The sequence below is a fragment of the Flexivirga sp. B27 genome, from assembly GCF_052905685.1.
This window is the reverse complement of record NZ_JBPYUM010000001.1, coordinates 929,875-952,929: the sequence shown is the minus strand read 5'-3', so window position 1 is coordinate 952,929 and position 23,055 is coordinate 929,875. Positions and strand designations below refer to the sequence as shown.

The following is a 23,055-nucleotide window of genomic DNA, read 5'->3' as shown; positions in this document are numbered from 1 at the left end:
TCGCTTTCATCGCTAATTGCTGCCGAAATTGCTGGCGGAGTTGCTGGCGAAATTTGCGGCCGATATACATCGCGCGGTGGATGCCCGAAGCTCGCGTCATGCCTAGCGTGGCCGACATGTTGATCTGCGAGGAACTCCTTCTGGTGGCGACCGGCGGCGACGGCAAGCCGGTCACCGCCAAGTCCCGGCTCGACCTGGCGCTCGCGGGCGCGACGTTGTGCGAGCTGGCGGCCTGTCAGCGGGTCGGGGTCAAGAACGGACGCGTGGCGGTGCTGGACTCTCGACCCGGCGGCGATCCCCTCCTCGACAACGCATTGGCGATCTTCGCGCGACGGGACGGAAAGAAGCCGGCGAAGGTGCTCCCGGAGGTCGCGAAGGGGATGACCGACCGCACCTATCAGCGGCTCGTCGACACGGGTGCGGTGCAACATGTTGGTGGCGGTTTCCTTCACCCGTCCCGATATCCGGTGCTCGACGTCGCCGCCAGGGACGCACTGGTGGCCGGCGGCGGTCGCGTGCTGGCCGAGACTGCCGCGCCGGACCTGCACAGTGGCAGTCTGATCGCGCCGCTTGCTGCCGCCGACGCCGTCACGAAGGTCTACGACAGCCACAGCTTCGGGTTGTCCGGTCGCGAACTCAAGAAGCGCGCCAAGGCAGTTGGCGAGCAGGACTGGGCCGCCGGAGCTGCCGCCGCGGCCGTCAAGAGCGCGCAGGACGCGATGACTGCCGCGATGGTGGCGGTCACGACTGCCACGACGGCCGGCGTGATCAGCGGCTGACGCCGATCGACAGACTCCGGTGTGAGAGTTTTGACCGGTGATGGCGCGTGACCTGGCAGCCCTGACCGACCTGCTCGGTGACGGGGGAGTCGTGGCGCTCACCGGGGCGGGCCTGTCGACCGAGTCCGGCATACCCGACTATCGCGGGGCGGACGGTGAGCGCAGGTTCCAGCCGATGACCGCTCAGGAGCTGCTCGCCGATCGCGAGGCCCGGCGTCGTTATTGGGCGCGGTCCTACGTGGGCTGGCCGAGGTTCGCCTCCGCACGCCCGAATGACGGCCATTACGCCGTTGCGGCCCTGCAGGCGGCCCAGGTGATCGGTCCGATCATCACCCAGAACGTCGACGGTCTGCACCAGGCGGCAGGGGCCGTGGACGTGGCGGAGTTGCACGGCAGCCTCGAGCAGGTGGTGTGCATGCAGTGCGGGGAGCGGTATGCCCGGGCCGCCGTGGACGAGTGGCTGCAGCTGGCCAACCCGGACTTCGACCGATCGGCGGACGGGCCGCTGCGCCCGGACGGCGACGTCGCGATCGCGGAGTCGCTGATCTCGGGGTTCCGGCTGGTGCACTGCGTCGTCTGCGGCTCGGACCTGCTGAAACCGGACGTGGTGATGTTTGGTGAGTCGGTGCCGAAACCACTTGTCGAGCAATGCTTTTCGGCCGTCAAGTCAGCGCGCGCCGTGCTGGTGCTCGGCTCGTCGCTCGCCGTGATGTCCGGCTATCGCTTCGTCCGGCGGGCTGTGCGGGAGGGCATCCCCGTCGCCGTCGTCACCCACGGCTGGACGCGCGCGACCGACGAGGAGGTGTCGGTGCGCATCGACGCGCCGCTGGGCGAGACGCTGGCCGCGCTGGCCGACGCCCTCCCCGGCTGATCAGACCCGGCGCAGGACCGCGGTGACTTTGCCCAGGATCGTTGCGTCGTCGCCGTCGATCGGGTCGTAGGCCTCGTTGTGCGGCATCAGCCAGACCTTGCCGCGAGTGCGTTTGAAGGTCTTGACGGTGGCCTCGTTGTCGAGCATGGCCGCGACGACATCGCCATTGGTCGCGGTCGGCTGCTGCCGGACGACGACCCAGTCACCGTCGCAGATCGCCGCGTCGACCATCGAGTCGCCGACCACCTTGAGCAGGAACAGGTCGCCCTCGCCCACGATCTGCTTGGGCAACGGGAAGACGTCTTCGACGACTTCCTCGGCCAGGATCGGGCCGCCGGCAGCGATCCGGCCGACCACCGGAATGTATGACGCCTCCGGGCGCTGGTCACCGAGGCCGGTCTCGTCGATGCCGGACTCCTGCGCACCCTGCACGCTCGACCCGCCGCGGTAGCCGCGGGTGTCGGTCGCGTCCGGGTCGATGACCTCCATGGCACGCGGCCGGTTGGGGTCGCGGCGCAGGTAACCCTTGCGCTCGAGCATCGTCAGCTGGTGTGCGACAGAGCTCGGACTGGTCAGTCCGACGGCATCGCCGATCTCCCGCAGACTCGGCGGATATCCGCGCCGGTCAACGGAATTGCGGATCACCTGCAGCACCTTGCGCTGCCGCGTAGTCAGGCTCTCGCCCGTCCGGTCGGGAAGTTCGTGCACCTGTGCCATCGCTGTCATCTCCTCCTCGGCGAACTGTTCGCGCGAAGCGATCGGCGAGCGGTGCGGACGGACGCGTCCGCGGCCGTTGTCGGTGGTCGGTGCTTGCCTTGGCTTCGTGAAAACAGCGTATGGGTTTCGGACACAGTTTCCAAACATCTGTACGACGCGTGTCTCGGCGATGGTCTCGACGCGGTCGAACGTTCGTGCTATACATCCGACAGATGTGCGATCGCACGCCTGTTCGCATCGGACGCCAGGTCCGGGTGGTCTGTCACAGGGCGCGCGCCGGATCGCAGCGGAGTTTCAGGAGGAAGAGATGAGTGCAGCAGTGCAGTGGGATGCGCCGGCCGACCCGGGTCGAGGGCGCCGGCATCTGCGAGCCGTGCCGACGGGGCCGTCGGCACGTGGCGGTGGGCCGGCGGTCGGTGTGCGGGTGGCGGCGGACGGCCTGCGGTTGACGGCGCGCGGGCGCCGTCTGCTCGGCGTGCTGATCGTCGTGACGCTGCTCGTCGGCGCGGGCGCTGCGGCCCGTGCCTGGGCGGCGCCGTCGACGCCGGTCACGCACACGGTCACGGTCCAGCAGGGCGACACCCTGTGGGCGATCGCACACCGTGCCTACCCGTCGATGGAGACCTCCGAGGCGGTGGCCAAGGTCGCGCTGGCCAACGACCTCAACGGCCTGAATGTGGTCGCAGGTCGACAGCTGCAACTCCCGGACTGATTGGCCGTCGGGTCGGGGTCGGAATCTGGGCGGACACGCCGTGTCGCGGGCCGCTGACCAGCGGTTTCGCCACCCGCGTTCACGGGTCTTGCACTTGGGGTGCGATCGGCTTAATATCCCTATATGTAGTAGTTACACGGATGGCATTCGTCCACATGTAGTCCACAACACATCGGCCGCCATCCCCAGTTCGTCCACCGATTACCCACAGCTTCGTCCACAGCTTTCGCCCGGTTCGCCGGCGAGCTTCGTCCCCGTAGGAGGCAGTCGTGCATTGTCCGTTCTGCCGTCACGACGACAGTCGCGTCGTCGACAGCCGCACCAGTGAGGACGGCACCTGCATCAAGCGGCGCCGCCAGTGCCCGAGCTGTGGCAAGCGGTTCTCCACCACCGAGACGGCGAGCCTGACCGTGGTGAAGCGATCAGGTGCGAGTGAGCCCTTCAGTAGGCAGAAGGTCCTGGTCGGTGTGCGCAAGGCATGCCAGGGCCGTCCGGTCAGTGAGGATCATCTCGCGCTTCTCGCCCAGGAGGTCGAGGAGGCCATCCGGGCGCAGGGCGCCGCCGAGATCGATGCCCACGACGTCGGTCTGGCCATCCTGGGCCCGTTGCGCAGCCTCGACGAGGTGGCCTACCTCCGGTTCGCATCGGTCTACCAGGCCTTCGACGGTCTCGAGGATTTCGAGGAGGCGATCACCCTGCTCCGGGCCGAGCGACCACCCACGGCCGTCGAGCCCGATCATCAGCGCGCCGGCGACTGACACGGCGACGGACTGAACGTCTCGTCGCAGAACTCATCGCACATTCCGCCGGGTCGATCCCGCTCAGCATCTTCGAGCCGGCACCGCAACACAGCAACACCGCACATCTCGCAGCAGAGTCGACCACCTTGAGGTGGAAAGGAAGTTGGACATGACCGACACGGCAGACGCCGGCCAGCACACACGGCGCGGCGCACGCAGGGGACTGACCGTCGAGCGCATCTTCACGACCGCTGGAGTGCATCCCTATGACGAGGTGACCTGGGAGCGTCGCGACGTCGTCCAGCAGAATTGGAAGACCGGCGAGACCATCTTCGAGCAGCGTGGGGTGGAGTTCCCGGAGAGCTGGTCGCTGAACGCCTCGACCATCGTCACGACCAAATACTTCCGCGGCGCCATCGGCACACCGCAGCGCGAGAGCAGCCTCAAGCAGCTCATCGACCGGGTTGTGCTGACCTATGTCAAGGCCGGCAAGGAGCACGGCTACTTCGCGACCGACGACGACGCCGAGATCTTCGAGCACGAGCTGACCTGGTCGCTGCTGCACCAGGTGTTCAGCTTCAACTCGCCGGTGTGGTTCAACGTGGGCACCAAGTCGCCGCAACAGGTTTCGGCCTGCTTCATCCTCTCGGTCGACGACTCGATGGACTCGATCCTCAGCTGGTACAAGGAAGAGGGCTTCATCTTCAAGGGCGGCTCCGGCGCCGGCCTCAACCTCTCCCGCATCCGCTCCTCCAAGGAGCTGTTGTCCTCCGGTGGCACAGCCTCCGGCCCGGTGTCGTTCATGCGCGGTGCAGACGCCTCGGCCGGCACCATCAAGTCCGGTGGTGCGACCCGTCGTGCGGCCAAGATGGTCGTGCTGGACGTCGACCACCCGGACATCGAGGAGTTCGTCGAGACCAAGGCGCGCGAGGAGGACAAGATCCGCGCGCTGCGCGACGCCGGTTTCGACATGGACCTCGGCGGCAAGGACATCACGTCGGTCCAATACCAGAACGCCAACAACTCGGTCCGGGTCACCGACGAGTTCATGCGGGCCGTCGAGGACGGCACGTCCTTCGGCCTGCGTGCCCGTCACACGGGTGAGGTCATCGAGGAGGTCGACGCACGGACCCTGTTCGACAAGATCAACAAGGCGGCGTGGGAGTGCGCCGACCCGGGTCTGCAGTACGACGACACGATCAACGACTGGCACACCAACCCCGAGACCGGTCGCATCACCGCGTCCAATCCGTGCTCGGAATACATGTCGCTGGACAACAGCTCGTGCAACCTGGCGAGCCTCAACCTGCTGAAGTTCCTGCGCGAGGACGACACGTTCGACGCCGAGACCTTCCAGAAGGTCACCGAGCTGGTCATCACCGCGATGGACATCTCGATCTGCTTCGCGGACTTCCCGACCGAGTCGATCGGCGAGACGACGCGTGACTACCGCCAGCTGGGCATCGGTTACGCCAACCTCGGCGCACTGCTGATGGCGACCGGCCACGGCTACGACTCCGAGGGCGGCCGCTCGCTCGCAGCCTCGATCACCTCGCTGTTGACCGGTGCCTCCTACAAGAGGTCCGCGGAGCTGGCCGGGATCGTCGGGCCCTACAACGGATACGCCCGCAACGCCGAGGCGCACCGACGCGTCATGCGCAAGCACCAGGCGGCCAACGACGCCGTTCGCACCCTCGGCGCCATGGACTCCGAGGTGCACCGCTACGCGACCAAGGCCTGGGCCGACGTCGTCGAGCTCGGCGCCGAGAACGGCTTCCGCAATGCGCAGGCGTCTGTGCTCGCGCCGACCGGCACCATCGGCTTCATGATGGACTGCGACACCACAGGCATCGAGCCGGACTTCTCGCTGGTCAAGTTCAAGAAGCTGGTCGGCGGCGGCTCGATGCAGATCGTCAACCAGACCATCCCGCGCGCGCTGAAGAAGCTCGGCTACCAGACCGAGCAGATCGAGGCGATCGTCGAGCACATCGCCGAGCACGGTCACGTCATCGACGCTCCCGGACTGAAGCCCGAGCACTACGAGGTCTTCGACTGCGCGATGGGGGAGCGGGCGATCGCTCCGATGGGTCACGTGCGGATGATGGCGGCGACACAGCCGTTCCTGTCCGGCGCGATCTCCAAGACCGTCAACCTGCCGGAGTCGGCGACGGTCGAGGACATCGCCGAGGTGCACCTGGAGGGCTGGAAGCTCGGCCTGAAGGCACTGGCGGTCTACCGCGACAACTGCAAGGTCGGCCAGCCGCTGTCCGACGGCAAGAAGTCGGCGAAGTCCGACGGCGCCGACGAGGCCGCGCCGGAGAAGGTCGTCGAATACCGCCCGGTCCGCCGCCGGCTGCCCAAGCGCCGCAAGAGCGAGACGACCTCGTTCGCGGTCGCCGGCGCCGAGGGTTACCTCACCGCCGGCACCTACGAGGACGGCAAGCTCGGTGAGCTCTTCCTCAAGCTCGGCAAGCAGGGTTCGACCCTCGCGGGCATGATGGACGCGTTCTCGATCGCGATCTCGGTCGGCCTCCAGTACGGCGTGCCGCTCGAGACGTATGTCGAGAAGTTCACCAACCTGAGGTTCGACCCCGCGGGCATGACCGACGACCCGGACGTCCGGATGGCGCAGTCGATCATGGACTACGTCTTCCGCCGGTTGGCCCTGGACCACCTCGACTTCGAGACCCGGAGTTTTATGGGCATCCACACGGCCGAGGAGCGTGCTCGCCAGCTCGAAACCGGTTCTTACGCACCGGAGCCCACCGAGGAGGACGTCTCCGACGAGTTGGAGTCCTACTCGCAGTCGATCGGGGCCACGACGCGCCGTGACGAGGAGGAGGCCGTCGCCGACGAGTCTGTCGAGGACGCTCCGGAGTCGACATACAAGTCCGGTTCCGGTGCCGCCGATGCCCGCACGGTGACCGGCGAGATCCACTCGTCGCAGGACCTGATGGAGCGCTTCCAGGGCAAGGCTGCAGATGCGCCGATGTGCATGACGTGCGGCACCAAGATGCGCCCGGCCGGCTCCTGCTACGTCTGCGAGGGCTGCGGCTCGACCAGCGGCTGCAGCTGACGGCCCGAGCGGCCGCCGCGCCCGAGTGACCGACGAACCCGCCCCGCGACCACGCGTCGCGGGGCGGGTTCGTCGATTGTCCGGCGAAGAAATGCGAGAAATCGATTTCTCGGAGTAGAGTCCGATGCGGGTGGACGGCCGAGTAACTCAGGGTCGTGTCGGCGTAACGAGGAGGAGCATCATCGTCACCATCAAGGACGTGGCCGCACATGCTGGTGTCTCGGTGGCGACGGTGTCGCGAACGCTGAACAACCAGGAGACCGTCGATGCGGATCTCGCGGATCGGGTGCGCAGCGCTGCAGCCGAGCTCGGCTACCGCCGCAACGGCCTGGCGCGCAGCCTGCGGCTGCAACGTGCCGACGTGTGGGCACTGATCATCTCCGACATCGCCAATCCGTTCTTCACCGCGATCGCGCGAGGTGTCGAGGATGTCGCGCACGGCAAGGGGTACTCGGTGGTTCTGTGCAACACCGACGAGGACCCGGCCAAGGAGGCGCAGTACCTCCAGGTCGCCGAGCAGGAGCAGGTCAGCGGCGTCATCCTGTCGCCCAACGAGATCGGAAGTGACATCTCGCAGCTGACCCGGCTGGGCGTCCCGGTCGTCGCCGTCGACCGTCCGTTGCGCGAGCGGGTGGACTCGGTGCTGGTGCGATCGGCCGCCGGGGCACAGGAAGCCACCGAGCATCTGATCGACGCCGGCTGGCGGCGTCCGGCCTGCATCACCGGGCCGGCGACGGCGCAGACCGCCATCCAGCGCCTCGCCGGATATCGCAAGGGGCTGATCGCCCGGAAGAAGCGCCCGGCAGCGAGTCTGGTGCGGCATACCGACTATCGAGCCGATCGGGCCGCGGCGGCCACCGCCGAACTCATGGACAGCCGCAATCCACCGGACTCGTTCTTCGTCTCCAACTCCGAGATGGCGCTCGGTGTGCTGCAGGAGTTGCGGCGACGCGGCCTGACCGTGGGAGAGGACGTCGGCCTCGTCGCATTCGACAACGCGCCGTGGACCGCGTTCACCGACCGTCCGCTGTCGGTGGTGGCGCAGCCGGCCTACGAAATGGGCGCGCTGGCAGGAGAATTGCTGCTGGATCGGGTCGGGGTGCCACTGGACCAGCAGCCGGCGCCGCGGGTGCGACGGTTGCGCACCGAGCTCATTGTGCGCGGGAGTTCGCAGCGCCACTGAGGCGACGCGGTGGCTATTTCAGGCCGCTGCTCTTCATCGACTCGACCAGCCAGCGCTGCCCGAGCAGGAAGACGATGATCGTCGGCAGCACCGCGACCAGCGAGCCGGCGAGCACGTAGTTGTATGCCGAGGCGTACTGCCCCTGCAGACTCGCCATGCCGGTCTGCACGACATACAGGTCGGGGTCGGAGGTGATGACCAGCGGCCAGAGGAAGGCGTTCCAGTTCGCCAGGAAGAACAGCACGGACAGCGACGCGAGTGCCGGTCGCGACAGCGGCAGGACGACGTGCCAGAACAGCCTCGGGTAGCCGCAACCGTCGAGCGCGGCGGCATCCTCCAGCTCGGTCGGGAAGTTGAGGTAGTACTGCCGCAGCAGGAAGATCCCGAACGCGTTGAAGATCATCGGCACGATCAGTCCGGCGAAGTTGTCCAGCATGCCCAGTGTCTTGGCGATGAGGAACAACGGCACCAGGATGACCGGCAGCGACACCAGCATGGTCGACACCATCGCGCCGAGCACCAGGCCGTTGCCGCGAAAACGTAGGCGTGCCAATGCATACGCCGCCATCGAGTGAAACAGAAGGGCCGCGACGGTGACCACGACCGAGACGATCGCGCTGTTCATCAGGTAGCGCGGGAACGACACCTCTGTCAGGACGTACTTGAGGTTGTCCCACGTCCAGTGCGACGGCAGCCCGGAGGAGAACGACTCGCCGGACGGCTTGAAGGCGGTCAGCAGTAGCCACAGCACCGGGAAGACGGTGAGCAGCGCAAGTGCCCACGCCACCACGGCACGCACGGTGGTGCCGCTGAGGCGGCGACGCGATCGGTGGACCTGGGTGTGCCCGTCAGCGAGCATGGAAGCGGCCTCCTCCGGTCGCCTTGAACAGCATTCCGGTGACGGCCACCAGGAAGACCACGAGCATCACCGTGATGGCGGCCGCATATCCGAAATGACCGAAGCTGAATGCCTGTTGGTAGATGTAGAAGACCACCGTGGAGGTCTGGTTGTCCGGTCCGCCCTTGGTCAGCACATAGACCAGGTCGAAGGCCTGCAGGCCGGTCACCGAAGCGACCAGCGAGGTGACCAGCACGAAGAAGCTGGTAGGACCCAACAGCGGCCAGATGACGTGTCGGAATCGTTGCCACGGACCCGCGCCGTCGACACGTGCGGCGTCCAGGTGCTCTCCCTCGATGTCGTTCAGGCCGGCCATGAACAGCAGCATCTGGTAGCCCATCGAGTACCACACACTGATGAAGACGTAGGTCGGCAGCGCCCACTTGGGATCACCGAGGAACGACACGTCTCCCAGCCCGAAGGGGCGTGCGACATGGGTGAGGACACCCTGTTTGTCGACCAGTAGGAACTGCCACAGCAGACCGATCACCACGAGGCTGAGGGCGTTGGGCAGGAAGAACAGCGTGCGGACCGCCGCGACCCCGGGGAATTTGTTCCACACCAGCAGTGCGAGCCCGAGCCCCGCGACGAACGACAGCGGGACGAAGAACACGACGTATTTCAGTGTCACGCCGATGGATCGGGCGAGCATCGGGTCCGACAGCATGCGATGGAAGTTGTCCAGACCGATCCACCGATAGTTGCCGAATCCGTCCACGTCGAAGAGGGAGAGGCCGAGCGCGAAAACCATTGGCAGCGCTACGAACAGGAGTAGTCCGATGGCGTCCGGCGCGAGGAACAACCATGCTGCGCGGCTTTCCCTGCGTTGTCGGCCGGTGGCCTTCTTCCGCGGCGCGCGGGTCGACGCGGATGCTGACAGGGTTGCTTCTCTGGTCGTCACAGGATCGAGCCGCCTCGGTAGGTCAGCAGAAAGTTGTCGATGATGTCGGATGCTTCGCGTGCCGCTCGCTTCGTGTCCTTGCCACTGAGCTGAGTGCCTTGTATGGCGTCCGAGATCGCCTTGTAGACCTCGGGCGGATAGCGCGGCTCGGCGCGCAGCGTCGGGGCGATCTCGGTGGCGAAGGTCTTGAGCACGCCCGAAGTGAACGCACCGTGCTCCTCCGCGGCCTTGCGCACGCTGGTGCGTGGCGGCAGGTTCGTCTTGGCGACGGTGTTCCACTTGCGGGCCCGGTCGACGCCGGCACGGTCGGTGGCGGCCAGCGCCCAGGCGACGAACTTCGCTGCCGCCTGGGGGTTCTTGCCGCGGGCATTCACGGCGAACGCCCAGCCCCCACCGGCGGTCACCGGCTTGCCGCCGTCGGGTAGTGGCAGCGGGAAGATGCCGTAGTCGAACTTGGGAGCTTGCAGCTTCAGGTCTGCCACGGCCCAGATGCCGGACTGTTGCATCGCGCAGTACCCGGCCGCGAGGTTCGACGGGGTGTCGCCGGAGCCGCCGCCGAGCGCGGACTTGGGGGCGAGGTGTCGGCGCTGCGTCTCCTGCCAGAAGCCGAGCGCGTTGCGTGCCGCGGCGGAGTCGAAAACGCTCGTGTCGTCCTCGACGGCTCCGCCACCGCCCTGCCACAGGAACGGATACCAGACGAAATTCTGGTAATAGCCGGGGAGTGTCTCGAACATCGCCCCGAAACGACTTCCAGTGGTGAGTTTGCTCGCCAGGGACAGGAATTGATCCCAGGTCTTGGGCAGATCACCCTCTGCGACATGGGCCTTCTCGAAGGCGCGCTGGTCGTAGTAGATGACCAGCGGCTCGATCTCCATCGGCAGCGCGTAGATCCGCCCGTCGACGGTGCGGGTGTCCAACGCGCCGCGCACGTAGTCCGCTCGCGCGCCCTCGGGCAGGTATGGCGTCAGGTCCAGCAGTGCGCCGCCGTTCTGGTAGCGCAGGAAGTCTCCCGGGCTGAGCAGGAAGATGTCGGGGCCGGCCCCGGACGAGAACGCCGTCTGCAGGGTGTTGCCGTTGATGTATGCCGCATTGGCGATGAACCGTGGTCGGACCTTCACCGTGTTGTTGCGATTCCACTCATCGGTCACGGCAGTGAACCAGTCGCTGGTGGGGGACGGTGTCGGACTCGGTCCGTAGAAGTTCCAGAACGACAACTCGTCAGCGCTGTCGTCACGGCACGCACTCAGCAGCGCCGCCGCGCTCGCCCCGGCGGCGGAGCCGAGGATCGCGCGTCGGCTGGGGCGGGAGGTGCGGTGGTCCGTGGATCTGGCCGGTTTCGCCATGTGTCAGAGAACCTCAAGATGTGAGAAAACGATTACTGACCATAAGGGCGCCGCAGTGCCCGGTCAAGGCTTTTACGTGATCCAGTTCACTCGAAACGGTTGACGCGGACCGCAGGACTGCTATCTTCGGATGCTGATGAGAAAACGATTTCTCATCAGCACTGTCGCCGCACGAGCCACCTACGGAGATGCCATGACAGACAACGAGTCGCTGCCGCAGTCGAGGCCACAGTTGAGGTCACTTCGCCACCCGAGCAGGCGCTCGGTGTTGCAGTTGCTGGGCGCTGGAGCCACCGTGCCCGCGCTCTCCTCGCTGGCCGCGTGCGGAGGCTCCAGCGGCGGTCCGCAGCAGGCCGGCAAGGGCGAGCTGTCACTGGTCTACCTCGGTGACGCCACGCAGCAGAAGGCGTTCAAGCAACTGTTCGACGCCTTCCACAAGGACCACCCAGACATCAAGATCAAGGCCAACGGCATCGCTGCCAAGGACTGGGGTTCGTTCGCCAACACGGTGTCGACCCAGATCGCAGGCGGAAAGATCCCGGACATCGTCGACGTCGCGACCGAGGGCCAGCAACTCTTCTCCTCCAAGGGTCTGCTCGAGCCGCTGGACGACTACATCAAGAAGGACAAATCAGTCACCGACGCCTTCTACGAGGGCATCGACCCGCACTTGAAGCAGTGGACGACGAAGTACGGGTCGCCCGACGGCAAGACCTACTTCATCCCCGGTGGCTACAACACCGTGGTGATGTACTGCAACACCGAGGTTTTCGACAAGGCGGGCGTGGATCTGCCGGCGGCGGACTGGACCTGGGACGAGTTCGAGAAGGCGGCCAAGCAGATCAAGGAGAAGACCGGCGCCTACATGCTCGGCATCGGTTACGGCTTCCCGTTCGTCGACATCATGCCGTGGTTGCTCACCAACGGTGCCTCGACCATGGACGCAGACTGGAAGAAGGCCACCTTCGACTCACCCGAGGCGATCGAGGCGGCCAAGTTCGTCAAGAAGCTGGTGGACGCGGGCTATGCCCCGAAGCCGGGTGGCACCTTCGACGCGCCCTCGGCATACGCCAAGGGCAAGCTGGCCACGATCGGTGGTGGCCGGTGGCCGACACTCGACATCCGCCGGGTGAAGATGGTCGACAAGACGCGGATCGTGAACTGGCCCAAGAACTCCGAGAACGGCTCGCCCGTCGGCTGGGACGGCTGGCCCATCCTCAAGGCGTCCAAGAAGAAGGACATGGCCTGGACCTTCCTGAAGTGGCTGATGAGCAAGGAAGCAGGGGAGTTCTACGCAAGTATCGGCGGCACCAACGTGCCGGCGCTGACCTCCGTCGCACAGAGCAAGACCTTCACGAAGGACGCACCGAAGGGCTCCAAGCTGCTGTCCGAGGCGGTGTCGTTCGGCACGCCGATCCCCAGTCCCGCCAAGGGTGCCGAGGTGCAGACCGCGGTCACCAAGGGCTGGCAGGCCGCGATCACCGGAACGTCGTCGGTCGAAGCGGCGCTGAAGAAGGCGAACACCCAGATCCAGGGATTCCTGTGACCGCAACCGCCGGTGAGCGGGTCGCCACGGCGGGCGCCGGGCACCGCAGCTGGGTCGGAGTCGCGTTCGTCAGCCCGGCGGTGCTGCTCTTCCTGGTCTTCATCCTGGGGCCGTTCGTGGCTGCCATCATCCTGTCGTTCTACAGCTGGGACATGCTCACCCCATCGCAGTTCAACGGCGTCGGCAACTTCACCGAGATGCTCAGTGACTCCACGCTCTACAAGGCGCTGGCGAACACGTTCATCTTCTCGCTCGCGTCGGTCGTCACCCACCTGATCGGCGGGTTCCTGCTTGCGCTCGGGGTGAATCGCCTTGCCAGCAAGTCGCTTTCGTACTTCGTGCGTACGTCGCTGTTCTTCCCCTTCGTCATCTCCTGGGCCGCGGTCGCGCTGCTGTGGAAGTACGTGCTCGACCCGACCTTCGGGATCGTCACCTACTACCTGAGCGAGATCGGCATCCACTCGCCCGCGTGGTTCACCGACCCGCACTGGGCACTCCCGGCGATCATCGCGATCGACTGGTGGCACACCATCGGCTTCACCTTCATCATCATGCTGGCCGGTCTACAGACGGTCCCGGGTGAGCTGGTCGAAGCTGCCCGATCCGACGGGTGCAACGGCTGGCAGGTGCTGTGGAACGTGACGATCCCGCTGATGTCGCCGACCATCTTCTTCGCCGGGGTGATCACCTTCATCGGCGCGTTCCAGATCTTCGACCCGGTGCAGATCATCACACCCAACGGTGGTCCGGACAACGCGACGTTGACGATCGTGATGTACCTCTACCAGAAGGGTTTTCAGTCCTTCCAGGTCGGTTATGCCTCGGCGGTGTCGTTGCTCGTCTTCGTCATCATGGCGGCGGTCACGGCGCTGCAGTTCTGGCTGAGCCGGAAGTGGGTGTACGAGACATGAGCACCGCTCCGCTGCGAAGCTCGCCGCACAAACGGCGCCGTCGGTTCTCGCCCGGTCAGCTCCTGCTCGGCCTGGTCCTGGCCGTCATCGGGGTCGTCATGCTCGCACCGCTGGTGTGGTTGCTGGTGCAGAGCTTCACGCAGGAGAGTGACGCCTTCGGCATACCGCCCGGGTGGTTGCCCAAGCCCTTCACGACGCAGAACTTCCAGGACATCGACGGTCTTATCCCGTTCTGGCGGATGGCGCTCAACAGCGCGATTGTCGCAGTGATCTCGACCGGCGGCTCGATGCTGGTGAGTGTCCTTGCGGCATACGGCTTCTCACGCCTGCCGTTCCGTGGCAGGGACCGGCTCTTCGCGGTGCTGCTCGCGGCGCTGATGGTGCCGGTGCAGATGACGGTGATCCCGGTCTTCATCCTGATGCGCAACCTGCACATGATCGACACGCTGCAGGCGCTGTGGCTGCCAGCGCTGATCAACGTCTTCTCGATCTTCTTCTTCCGGCAGTATTTCAACACCATCCCGAAGGAACTCGACGAAGCAGCTCGCATCGACGGCGCCAGCCATCCGTGGATCCTCTTCCGGCTGATCGTGCCGCTCAGCGGACCGGCGTTGGCGGCGATGGCGATCCTGACCTTCGAGGCCTCGTGGAACAACTACTTCGGTCCGCTGATCTTCCTGTCCAGTCACGACAAGATGACATTGCCGATAGGACTGGTGACTCTGCAAGCAGGACAAGGTGGTTCGTCGGTCGTGGTGTTCGCCGCGATCACCGCAGTGGTCGTGCCGGTGCTGGTCGTCTTCCTGGTCTTCCAGCGTGCATTCATCGCGAGCATCGCATCGGCGGGGATCCGCGGATGACTGTCGCGACTGCTCACCGGGTGCTGCTTCGCCGCTCGATGCGGGGGATCTGGCCGCATCTGCCGCTGCTCACCTTGGGCAGCGCTGCGGTCTGCGCCTGCGCGTGCCTCGCAGCGCTGATCGCGCCGGGGGTGACGCCACCGGCGTTGGTGCTGAGTGCGATCCTCGTCGCCCCGTCGGTCACCGCACTCGCAGCGATCGCGAACACCGTTGTCGGACAGGATGATTCCGACATCAGATGGTGGCTGGCGGCGTGGTCCGTCGGCGTCCGGCGCGGCATACCCGCTGTGCTCCTGCCAGCCGTTGCGGGTGCACTCCTCCTCGTCGCGGTCCAGGTGTGGCAACACACCGGCGCGCCCGTCGTGCTCGTCTCGGTCGGCGTCTCCGGAGCAGTGACCGCAGGACTGGTGCCGCTCAGTGTGGCGGTGCTGCACACGACGTGCGCCCTGCCGGAGCGCACCGCACTCGGGCAGTGGCGGACTGCCGCCGAGCTCCTGGTGCGGTGGCCGGTGCGCTTCCTGGCAGCGCCCGTGCTGCTGGGCCTCGGCGTCTGGGCGGCCACCCAGCTCAGCGTGTCGTTGTTGCTGCTCGTGCCCGCCCCAGTGACGCTCGTCGGAGCTGCAGCGCTCTGGACGAGTGCAGTGGAGACCGGCGACCTGATCGTCGAAGACCTGACTGAGAACGACCTACTGGAAAGGGAATCCGCATGATTCACCATCTCGCCCGGCTCCGTGACGTGCAGACCTGGTCGATTTCGCCGGAGAACTTCGACGGCCGAAAGGCTGGTGGTGCCCGCACGACGGAAGGCACCGGTGCCGCGTGTGCGGCCGAGCTCGGCGTGGGCTGGAAGATCTCGCCCAGCGTCGAGATCGAGGGCGGCCAGACCTTCGAGATGGCCGCCATCGATCAACCCGCCACGATCACCCACATCTGGCTGACGACCCACCGCGACAACTGGCGGAGCCTCGTGCTGCGCGCCTATTGGGACGGATCGGACGAGCCGGCGATCGAGGTCCCGCTCGGCGACTTCTTCGCCAACGGCTGGGGCCGCTTCGCGCAGGTGTCGTCGAGCATGATCGCGGCCAACCCCAATGGCGGGTTCAACAGCTACTGGCCGATGCCCTTCGCGAAGTCGGCACGTATGACGATCGAGAACCTCTCGCCCGAGACTGCGACCGTCTACTACCAGGTCACCTACGAGACGGGTGGCGACCAGGACGGCGCAGGCTACTTGCACGCGCAGTTCCGTAGGTCGAATCCGTTGGCGCGCAAGCAGACTCACCCGATCGTGACGGATGTGCAGGGTCACGGACACTTCGTCGGGACCTATCTGGCCTGGGGTGTCAACAGCCCGGGCTGGTGGGGCGAGGGCGAGATCAAGTTCTACCTCGACGGGGACGCTGCCGAGGGCTACCCGACGATCTGCGGCACCGGCACCGAGGACTATTTCGGCGGCGCCTGGAACTTCGACGTGCCGGGGAACGGCTACACGGCATACAGCACGCCATACCTGGGTATGCCGCAGGTGCTCGCGCCCGACGGGCTCTACCACTCACAGCAGCGGTTCGGCATGTATCGCTGGCACGTGCTGGACCCGATCCATTTCGCGCAGGACCTGACGGTGGACATCCAGGCGCTCGGGTGGCGGCCCAACCACCTCTATCGCCCGCTGTGCGACGACATTGCCTCGACGGCGTTCTTCTACCTCGACCGGCCGGCGACGAGTCGGCCGGACTTCCCGAGCACCGAGGAGCTGGAGCTCACCGGTGAGCCGATGGAGGCACTGCGATGAGAAGCCATCGCACGACCCGGATCGTCGGCACGGTGGTGGCCGCAGTCGTCTCGTGCTCGGCGTGTGTCGGTGCTTCCTCGGCAGCACAACCGTCGGATCGCCCGAGCAGCCCGCACTCGTCGACGCGGGTGGACGTCGCGGACGCGCCGACGGTGGACGCGGGCGCGGACGGCGACCTCTGGCCCAACTGCTGGGCAGCCGACGGGCAGCTGTATGCCGCCTACGGTGACGGCAAGGGTTTCGGTGACTCCTTCTCCGACATCGGTGTCACCCGCATCACCGGCACCCCCGAATCCGGCCTGCACGGTGGGAACCTCGCCCATGGCGACGAAGTCGGTCAGGTGTGGTCCGGCGCTGGGCACACCCGCAAGCCCACCGGTATGGCGTGCGTGGGCGACACGAAGTACCTGGCCGTCGAGGACCTGGCGAGCGACTTCAACCAGGCCCCCGCGGCGACGATCGCAGAGTCGCAGGACGGGGTGCACTGGACCTGGGACCATGACCGGCCGATGTTTTCCGACGGGGTCTTCACCACGGTGATGTTCCTCGACTACGGCAAGGGCTATCGGCGGGCTCCCGGCAACTACGTCTATGCCTACGGTCTCGACGGCAACTGGCGTGACTCCTACAGCGACGTGGTCCCGGACCCCACCGAGCTCTTTCTCGCCCGGGTGCCGCGCCAGCACGTCACCGACCGGTCGAAATGGGAGTTCTACCAAGGGATGTCGCACGGTCGCCCGAGTTGGACCGAGCAGATCGACGACAAGCAGCCGGTGCTGACCGACACGCGGCGCAGTCCGCTCGGCCACTCGGTGATCAGCCAGGGCGGCATCGTCTACGTGCCCGCGCTGGACCGCTACATCTACACGTCCTGGACCGAGAACACCTTCGAGTTCTATGCCGCGAAACAACCGTGGGGTCCCTGGAAGCACACCAACTCCGTTGATTTCGGGCCCTACCCCTGGACGACGAAGAAGTTCGGCGGCTATGGGCTGTCGTTGCCGTCGAAGTTCATCGCCAAGGACGGCAGGTCGGCGTGGTTGCAGTCCAACGTCTGCCCGTGCGCGCCGGCAGGCATGTCGAACTATGACTTCTCCCTGCGGACAGCCCGATTGGTGGCTCGATCGCACCGATGAGACTCAGCGAATGGCCGGTCGTGCGCTCGTTCGACGGTGCGAAATGTCAGCACATCGCGATGCCGGTCGGCGGCATCGGGACCGGGACGATCAGTTTCGGCGGTCGCGGGCAGCTGCAGGACTGGGAGCTGTTCAACCGGCCGGCGAAGGGGCACGACCCTGGTGCCTTCCTCATGTTGCGCACCGACGACGGCGAACATGTGGTGCAGCGTGCGCTCGAATCATCGCTGCTGCCAGGCGATCTCGCCGGATCCTGGGGGAGCCCGACACCGCACGGGGGACTGCCTCGCTTTGCCGATGGCAGCTTCGAAGCGGCATACCCCTTCGGGCAGGTGCACCTGCGTGACGCGCAGGTCCCGCTGGAGGTGGGCGTCGGCGCGATGAACCCGCTGGTGCCCGGGGACGCGGATGCCAGCGGCATGCCGCTGATGTTGCTGCGCGTCTCGCTGCACAACCCGGGCAGCCGGCCGGTCGACGCGTCGGTGTGCCTCAGCGCTCCGAACATCGTCGGCTTCGTGCCCGGTGCGCAATTGCCGGACGGCAACACGTTCACCGTCGAGAAGCTCGACGGCGCAACGATGCTCGTCGGTCGGAGCGACGAGGTCGCGGTCGATGCGGAGTCCTGGGGGACGCTCGCGCTGGCCACGGTCGGCAGGCCGGCTTCGAGTGCCCGCACGACGTGGGCACGCCGGTCCTGGGGCGACTCCCTGCTCGACTTCTGGGACGACCTGCTGGCCGACGGACAGCTCGACGAGCCGACCGAGCCGGCCAGGGTCCCGACCGGTTCACTGGTGCAACACGCCGTCGTCGCGCCGGGGGAGAGCGTCGAGCTGGTGTTCGCGGTCGCGTGGCACTTCCCGAACCGCCGTGCCTGGTCCCACTCCTTCGAGCCGGCACCGCGCTTCGGCTACGGCGACGACATCGTGGGCAACCACTACACCGAGTTGTATGCCGACGCCGCCGACGTGCTCCGCCGCGAGCTCGGCCGCATCGACGAGTTGGAACGCAGGACGAGCGAATTCGTGCGACTTGTCGCCGGGTCCGACCTGCCCGTGCCGGTGTGTGACGCGGTCCTGTCGACACTCGCGGTGCTGAAATCGACCACGTGTTTCCGGATCGCGGACGGCACGTTCCTGGCCTGGGAGGGCAGCAACGTCGACCACGGCAGCTGTCACGGCAGCTGCACCCATGTGTGGAACTACCAATACGCGCTGGAAGCGCTCTTCCCGGACTTGGCGTGGAGCATGCGGGAGGTCGAGCTGCAGCACAGCATGGACGACCGCGGGATGATGAGCTTCCGGGTGGGACTTCCGCTGCAGACGCAGGGCACGGCGTGGCGGGTCGGTGCCGCCGACGGTCAGCTGGGGGCATTGGTCCGGTTGCACCGCACCTGGCTGCTGACCGGTGACACCGACCGGCTGCGCACTCTGTGGCCGGCGGCGCGGCGTGCACTCGAATTCGCCTGGATCCCCGACGGCTGGGATGCCGACCGGGACGGGCTGATGGAGGGATGCCAGCACAACACGATGGACGTGGAGTATTACGGCCCCAACGGGGTCGGGCAGTCGTGGTATCTCGCGGGCCTCGGCGCGATGGCCGCACTCGCAGACACACTCGGCGACGCCGAATTCGCCTCTCGCTGCAGGGAAATCCGCGACCGCGGGGCGAGTGCGACCGATGCGCAGCTGTTCAACGGCGACTTCTACGAGCAACGGATCATGCCGCCGGGGGACGACAGCCACATCGCCGAGGGGCTGCGGATCCGGCACACCGGGGACAACCCGGACATGGGCTCGGACGACCTGGTCGACCCCGACCTGCAACTCGGGCCGGGACTGGCCGGCGATCAGTTGGCCGGCGTCGCGCTGGCCGTTGCCGCAGACGTCGAGCACGGCCTCGCGCCACAGCACGTCCGGCGTGCGCTGCTGAGCGTCTGGGAGCACAATCACCGCGACGACTTCACCGGCCATTTCAACCACCTGCGGACGTTTGCGTCCGGCACAGATCGAGGACTGCTCAACTGCACCTACCCACGCGGCGGTCGCCCGGAGCGGCCGTCGCCATACAGCAACGAGGTGTGGACGGGCATCGAATACACCGCGGCGACCGGGCTGGCGCAGCTGGGCGAGCGGGAGATCGCTGAGCGCATCGCCTCGGATGTGCGGGCGCGTTACGACGGCACGGCGCGCAACCCGTTCAACGAGGTCGAGTGTGGCAACCACTACGTGCGCTCGATGGCGGCGTTCGGCATGGTCACCGCCTGGCCGTGTATGACGATCGATGTGGCACGCGGCCGCATCGTCGCCGACCGCGTCCCCGGTCGCTGGCCGGTCATCGCCGGTGCGCGGCAGGGGACACTCACCATCACCGACGAGGACGCGAGCTACACGCCACTCCGCGGTCCCTCGTTGACGGTGACGATCCGAGAGGAGCAGACACGATGAGCGAGGTGTTCCTCGGCGTCGACATCGGCACGTCGAGCAGCAAGGGCGTCCTGGTGGGTGCCGGCGGAGAGGTGCTGGCCTCCGCCACCCGAGCCCACGACGTGCAACGTCCCTCAACCGGTCAGGTGGAGATGGATGCCGACGTGTGGTGGGACGAATTCTGCTCGCTGGCACGGGAATTGGCTGGATCATCGATCCACCGGGTCGTCGCGGTGGGCGTCAGCGGGATGGGGCCCTGCGTGCTGCTGACCGACGAGGACGACCGGCCGGTGCGACCCGCGATCCTCTATGGCATCGATACGCGCGCTGCGGAGCAGGAGCGTGAGTGCACCGACCGCTACGGCGCCGACGAGATCCTGCGCCGGTGCGGTTCGGCGATGTCCAGTCAGGCTGCCGGGGCCAAGGTCGCCTGGGTCGCAGCGAACGAGCCGGACGCCTATGCACGCGCACTCCGCCTCTTCATGCCGGCGTCGTGGCTGGCACGCAAGCTGACCGGCGACTACGTGCTCGATCACCACTCCGCCAGCCAGTGCACCCCCATGTACGACGTCCACGCCCAGGACTGGCTCCGACCGTGGGCAGGTGAGGTGGCACCGGGGATCGAGTTGCCACCGCTGCGCTGGGCGGACGAGACAGCGGGGCAGGTGACCGCATCAGCCGCGGCGGAAACCGGTCTGCCGCACGGGATTCCGGTGATCACCGGCACCATCGACGCCTGGTCGGAAGCACTCAGCGTCGATGCGCACAACACCGGCGACCTGATGCTGATGTACGGCACGACGATGTTCCTCATCAACACCGTCGCCGAGCCGATCCGCGTGCCCGCGCTCTGGGGTCCGGTCGGCGCACTCCGCGGCACCCACAGTCTCGCCGGCGGCATGGCGACCTCGGGTGCCATCACTGCGTGGCTGCGGGACCTCGACGGCGGAGTCGACTACTCGCAACTGGTGCGCGAGGCGGCAGACGTGCCGGCCGGCGCCGGGGGTCTGCTGATGCTGCCCTACTTCGCGGGGGAACGCACACCGATCATGGATCCCGACGCCCGCGGCGTCATTGCCGGCCTGACGCTGTCCCACCGCCGCGCGCACATCTACCGAGCTGCCTTGGAAGGCACCGCATTCGGCGTCCGGCACAACATCGAGACGATGCTCGACGCCGGGGCACGAGTGGATCGCGTGGTCGCCGTCGGCGGCGGTGCCACCAGCGATCTCTGGCCGCAGATCGTCACCGACGTCACCGGGGTCGAGCAGGTGATCCCGGAGCGAACCATCGGGGCGGCATACGGCGCGGCATACCTCGCGGCGACCCAGGTGCGTGACGTCGCGATCAGTGAGTGGAACCCGCCGCGCACCGTCTGCCGGCCACGCCCCGAAAACCGGCGGCTCTACGACGAGCGCTACCGCCTCTACCGGCAGCTCTACGACAGCACGCGCGACATCGTGCACGACCTCACCTCAGCAGAAGGAGATTCGAAATGACCACGTATGACGTGCCGGTCGCCCGACCGGAGGCCACGGCGCAACCGCATGAGGTGTGGACCGTCGCCAGCGGTGACCTCCGACCCGCCGCCAACGAGACCTGCTGGCCGGTGCAGCAGCAGCTCGAGCACGACCTCGGCGCAGCCGTCGAGGCGCTGGGCTGGTCCGTGCACCGCGCACATCCCTACGACGAGACGAAGAAGCACGGCTTCATCGACAGCCAGCGGGCCGGCATCGAGGTCTTCAAGCAGGTGCCGCCGGATGCACCGCTGATCGTCGTCGAGGCGGTCTGGCAATACAGCCACCACGTCCTGGCGGGTTTGCGCACGCATCGCGGGCCGATCCTGGTGGTTGCCAACTGGGTCGGTGACTTCCCGGGGCTGGTCGGCCTGCTCGGCCTCACCGCGAGCATGACCAAGGCCGGCGTCGAGCACTCGGCACTGTGGAGCAAGGACTTCACCGACGACTGGGCCCGTGACGGTCTGCGCACCTGGCTCGAGACCGGTGTGGTCGAGCACGACCAGAGTCACGTGCACGACCTCGGCGAGCAACCGGCGAGCCCCGAACGTGAGCTCGGCGTCGCGCTCGCGCAGCAGCTTCGGGCCGACAAGGCCATCGCCGGCGTCTTCGACGAGGGCTGCATGGGCATGTACAACGCCATCTTCGACGACGAGCTGATCAACCCGCTCGGCATCTACAAGGAGCGGCTGTCGCAGAGCGCGCTGGTCGCCGAGATGCAGCACGTCACCGACGAGGAGGCCGAGGCCGTCCACCAGTGGCTGGTCGATCGCGGCATGACCTTCCACCTCGGCACCGACGAGGCGACCGAGCTGACCAAGGCGCAGCTGATCAGCCAGTACAAGATGTATGTCGCAGCGCTGCGGATGGCCGACGACTTCGGGCTCGATGCGGTCGGCATCCAGTACCAACAGGGCCTGAAGGACACCGTCCCGGCCAGCGATCTGGCCGAGGGGCTGCTCAACAACGTGCAGCGGCCCCCGGCATACAGCCGGGACGGCAAGCGCGAGTTGTATGCCGGCAAGGCCCTGCCGCACTTCAACGAGGTCGACTGGGGCGTGGCGGTGGATTCCCTTGCCACCAACCGGATTTGGACCGCGATGGGTCTCGATCCGGCGACGACGCTGCACGACATCCGGTGGGGTGAGGAGTATGACGGGCAGTTCGTCTGGGTGCTGGAGATCTCCGGGTCGGTGCCGGCCGCTCACCACGGCGGCTACGACAAGTCCTACTCCATGCGGCAGAACCCGATGTTCTTCCCGCTCGGCGGCGGGACCCTCTCCGGCGTCTCCAAACCGGGCGAGGTGGTGTGGTCGCGGGTCTTCATCATGGACGGGGTGTTGCACGCCGACCTCGGCCGGCTGACCGCCGTCGGGCTGCCCGCGGAGGAGACCCAGCGGCGGCTGGACGCCACCAACCCCGAGTGGCCGATCATGCACGCGGTGCTGCACGGCGTGACCCGCGACCAGTTCATGGCCCGGCACAAGGCGAACCACCTGTGCGTCGCCTACGCGCCGGACGCCGAGACCGCCGACCGGGCGCTGGCCGCGAAGGCCGCGATGTTCGACGAGCTCGGCATCCAGGTCCACCTCATGGGCGACGCTCGGGTCTGATGCCGTCACCGTGTCCGACATACGGGCTCGATGCTCG

Annotated in this window: 19 protein-coding genes; 15 read left to right on the top strand and 4 right to left on the bottom strand. The window is 66.8% G+C overall.

Going from position 1 to position 23,055, the window contains the following annotated elements; all coding sequences use genetic code 11:
• Positions 1-98: 98 nt before the first annotated feature.
• Positions 99-779, top strand: coding sequence for a GOLPH3/VPS74 family protein (locus ACSZL9_RS04375; RefSeq protein ID WP_446664250.1), 681 nt, complete (start codon positions 99-101; stop codon positions 777-779).
• 40 nt (positions 780-819) lie between these two features.
• The gene (locus tag ACSZL9_RS04370; protein WP_446664249.1) at positions 820-1,650 is read left to right on the top strand and encodes an NAD-dependent protein deacetylase; all 831 of its coding nucleotides are present in this window, start codon (positions 820-822) and stop codon (positions 1,648-1,650) included.
• Here the strand turns inward: ACSZL9_RS04370 and lexA are convergent, their stop codons facing one another.
• Positions 1,651-2,367 (bottom strand): transcriptional repressor LexA, encoded by a 717-nt coding sequence (gene lexA, locus ACSZL9_RS04365; protein ID WP_446664248.1) that lies wholly within the window; start codon positions 2,365-2,367, stop codon positions 1,651-1,653. It lies immediately after the preceding gene.
• A gap of 307 nt (positions 2,368-2,674) precedes the next feature.
• Here lexA and ACSZL9_RS04360 point away from each other — a divergent pair, with 307 nt between their 5' ends.
• The 4 genes from ACSZL9_RS04360 to ACSZL9_RS04345 all read left to right on the top strand — a co-directional run bounded on the left by ACSZL9_RS04360 (position 2,675) and on the right by ACSZL9_RS04345 (position 8,078).
• Positions 2,675-3,079 (top strand): LysM peptidoglycan-binding domain-containing protein, encoded by a 405-nt coding sequence (locus ACSZL9_RS04360; protein ID WP_446664247.1) that lies wholly within the window; start codon positions 2,675-2,677, stop codon positions 3,077-3,079.
• Between the two features lie 269 nt (positions 3,080-3,348).
• Positions 3,349-3,837 (top strand): transcriptional regulator NrdR, encoded by a 489-nt coding sequence (gene nrdR / locus ACSZL9_RS04355; protein WP_446664246.1) that lies wholly within the window; start codon positions 3,349-3,351, stop codon positions 3,835-3,837.
• A 151-nt stretch (positions 3,838-3,988) separates the two neighbouring features.
• A complete protein-coding gene (locus tag ACSZL9_RS04350; RefSeq protein WP_446664245.1) occupies positions 3,989-6,895 on the top strand; it encodes a vitamin B12-dependent ribonucleotide reductase in 2,907 nt (968 codons plus the stop codon).
• Between the two features lie 199 nt (positions 6,896-7,094).
• Complete coding sequence (locus ACSZL9_RS04345; RefSeq protein WP_446664244.1) at positions 7,095-8,078, top strand: LacI family DNA-binding transcriptional regulator; 984 nt, start codon at positions 7,095-7,097, stop codon at positions 8,076-8,078.
• Positions 8,079-8,091: 13 nt separating this feature from the next.
• Here the strand turns inward: ACSZL9_RS04345 and ACSZL9_RS04340 are convergent, their stop codons facing one another.
• Genes ACSZL9_RS04340 through ACSZL9_RS04330 form a run of 3 tightly spaced genes read right to left on the bottom strand, consistent with a single transcriptional unit; the run spans position 8,092 to position 11,220 of the window.
• Positions 8,092-8,937 carry a carbohydrate ABC transporter permease gene (locus tag ACSZL9_RS04340; RefSeq protein WP_446664243.1) on the bottom strand — a complete coding sequence of 282 codons (846 nt, stop codon included), beginning with the start codon at positions 8,935-8,937 and terminating at the stop codon, positions 8,092-8,094.
• A complete protein-coding gene (locus tag ACSZL9_RS04335; protein WP_446664242.1) occupies positions 8,927-9,877 on the bottom strand; it encodes a carbohydrate ABC transporter permease in 951 nt (316 codons plus the stop codon). Before ACSZL9_RS04335 ends, ACSZL9_RS04340 begins: the two co-directional genes overlap by 11 nt.
• Entirely contained in the window at positions 9,874-11,220 is a 1,347-nt protein-coding gene (locus tag ACSZL9_RS04330; protein ID WP_446664241.1) for an ABC transporter substrate-binding protein, read from the bottom strand. Before ACSZL9_RS04330 ends, ACSZL9_RS04335 begins: the two co-directional genes overlap by 4 nt.
• A gap of 193 nt (positions 11,221-11,413) precedes the next feature.
• On the opposite strand from ACSZL9_RS04330, the gene ACSZL9_RS04325 reads away from it, so the two are divergent.
• The 9 genes from ACSZL9_RS04325 to ACSZL9_RS04285 are packed head-to-tail and all read left to right on the top strand — an operon-like array spanning position 11,414 to position 23,018.
• Positions 11,414-12,766 (top strand): ABC transporter substrate-binding protein, encoded by a 1,353-nt coding sequence (locus tag ACSZL9_RS04325; protein WP_446664240.1) that lies wholly within the window; start codon positions 11,414-11,416, stop codon positions 12,764-12,766.
• Positions 12,763-13,677, top strand: coding sequence for a carbohydrate ABC transporter permease (locus ACSZL9_RS04320; protein WP_446664239.1), 915 nt, complete (start codon positions 12,763-12,765; stop codon positions 13,675-13,677). The genes ACSZL9_RS04325 and ACSZL9_RS04320 overlap by 4 nt, the downstream gene beginning before the upstream one ends.
• Positions 13,674-14,537 (top strand): carbohydrate ABC transporter permease, encoded by an 864-nt coding sequence (locus tag ACSZL9_RS04315; RefSeq protein ID WP_446664238.1) that lies wholly within the window; start codon positions 13,674-13,676, stop codon positions 14,535-14,537. Before ACSZL9_RS04320 ends, ACSZL9_RS04315 begins: the two co-directional genes overlap by 4 nt.
• The gene (locus tag ACSZL9_RS04310) at positions 14,534-15,247 is read left to right on the top strand and encodes a hypothetical protein (protein ID WP_446664237.1); all 714 of its coding nucleotides are present in this window, start codon (positions 14,534-14,536) and stop codon (positions 15,245-15,247) included. The genes ACSZL9_RS04315 and ACSZL9_RS04310 overlap by 4 nt, the downstream gene beginning before the upstream one ends.
• Positions 15,244-16,329, top strand: a complete 1,086-nt coding sequence (locus tag ACSZL9_RS04305) for a glycoside hydrolase family 172 protein (RefSeq protein WP_446664236.1) — start codon at positions 15,244-15,246, stop codon at positions 16,327-16,329. The genes ACSZL9_RS04310 and ACSZL9_RS04305 overlap by 4 nt, the downstream gene beginning before the upstream one ends.
• A complete protein-coding gene (locus ACSZL9_RS04300) occupies positions 16,326-17,465 on the top strand; it encodes a DUF4185 domain-containing protein (RefSeq protein WP_446664235.1) in 1,140 nt (379 codons plus the stop codon). The genes ACSZL9_RS04305 and ACSZL9_RS04300 overlap by 4 nt, the downstream gene beginning before the upstream one ends.
• Positions 17,462-19,909, top strand: coding sequence for a GH116 family glycosyl-hydrolase (locus tag ACSZL9_RS04295; protein ID WP_446664234.1), 2,448 nt, complete (start codon positions 17,462-17,464; stop codon positions 19,907-19,909). The genes ACSZL9_RS04300 and ACSZL9_RS04295 overlap by 4 nt, the downstream gene beginning before the upstream one ends.
• The gene (locus ACSZL9_RS04290) at positions 19,906-21,387 is read left to right on the top strand and encodes an FGGY-family carbohydrate kinase (protein ID WP_446664233.1); all 1,482 of its coding nucleotides are present in this window, start codon (positions 19,906-19,908) and stop codon (positions 21,385-21,387) included. The genes ACSZL9_RS04295 and ACSZL9_RS04290 overlap by 4 nt, the downstream gene beginning before the upstream one ends.
• Positions 21,384-23,018 (top strand): fucose isomerase, encoded by a 1,635-nt coding sequence (locus tag ACSZL9_RS04285; protein WP_446664232.1) that lies wholly within the window; start codon positions 21,384-21,386, stop codon positions 23,016-23,018. Before ACSZL9_RS04290 ends, ACSZL9_RS04285 begins: the two co-directional genes overlap by 4 nt.
• Positions 23,019-23,055 lie beyond the last annotated feature (37 nt).

What these genes read in the sequence shown, in the direction of transcription:
- ACSZL9_RS04360 (WP_446664247.1), top strand. Translation starts at nt 2,675, where the DNA reads ATGAGTGCAGCAGTGCAGTGGGATGCGCCGGCCGACCCGGGTCGAGGG.
- ACSZL9_RS04290 (WP_446664233.1), top strand. Translation starts at nt 19,906, where the DNA reads ATGAGCGAGGTGTTCCTCGGCGTCGACATCGGCACGTCGAGCAGCAAG.
- ACSZL9_RS04315 (WP_446664238.1), top strand. Translation starts at nt 13,674, where the DNA reads ATGAGCACCGCTCCGCTGCGAAGCTCGCCGCACAAACGGCGCCGTCGG.
- ACSZL9_RS04305 (WP_446664236.1), top strand. Translation starts at nt 15,244, where the DNA reads ATGATTCACCATCTCGCCCGGCTCCGTGACGTGCAGACCTGGTCGATT.
- ACSZL9_RS04350 (WP_446664245.1), top strand. Translation starts at nt 3,989, where the DNA reads ATGACCGACACGGCAGACGCCGGCCAGCACACACGGCGCGGCGCACGC.
- lexA (WP_446664248.1), bottom strand. Translation starts at nt 2,367, where the DNA reads ATGGCACAGGTGCACGAACTTCCCGACCGGACGGGCGAGAGCCTGACT.
- ACSZL9_RS04370 (WP_446664249.1), top strand. Translation starts at nt 820, where the DNA reads ATGGCGCGTGACCTGGCAGCCCTGACCGACCTGCTCGGTGACGGGGGA.
- ACSZL9_RS04325 (WP_446664240.1), top strand. Translation starts at nt 11,414, where the DNA reads ATGACAGACAACGAGTCGCTGCCGCAGTCGAGGCCACAGTTGAGGTCA.
- ACSZL9_RS04375 (WP_446664250.1), top strand. Translation starts at nt 99, where the DNA reads ATGCCTAGCGTGGCCGACATGTTGATCTGCGAGGAACTCCTTCTGGTG.
- ACSZL9_RS04310 (WP_446664237.1), top strand. Translation starts at nt 14,534, where the DNA reads ATGACTGTCGCGACTGCTCACCGGGTGCTGCTTCGCCGCTCGATGCGG.
- ACSZL9_RS04300 (WP_446664235.1), top strand. Translation starts at nt 16,326, where the DNA reads ATGAGAAGCCATCGCACGACCCGGATCGTCGGCACGGTGGTGGCCGCA.
- ACSZL9_RS04340 (WP_446664243.1), bottom strand. Translation starts at nt 8,937, where the DNA reads ATGCTCGCTGACGGGCACACCCAGGTCCACCGATCGCGTCGCCGCCTC.
- ACSZL9_RS04330 (WP_446664241.1), bottom strand. Translation starts at nt 11,220, where the DNA reads ATGGCGAAACCGGCCAGATCCACGGACCACCGCACCTCCCGCCCCAGC.
- ACSZL9_RS04295 (WP_446664234.1), top strand. Translation starts at nt 17,462, where the DNA reads ATGAGACTCAGCGAATGGCCGGTCGTGCGCTCGTTCGACGGTGCGAAA.
- ACSZL9_RS04285 (WP_446664232.1), top strand. Translation starts at nt 21,384, where the DNA reads ATGACCACGTATGACGTGCCGGTCGCCCGACCGGAGGCCACGGCGCAA.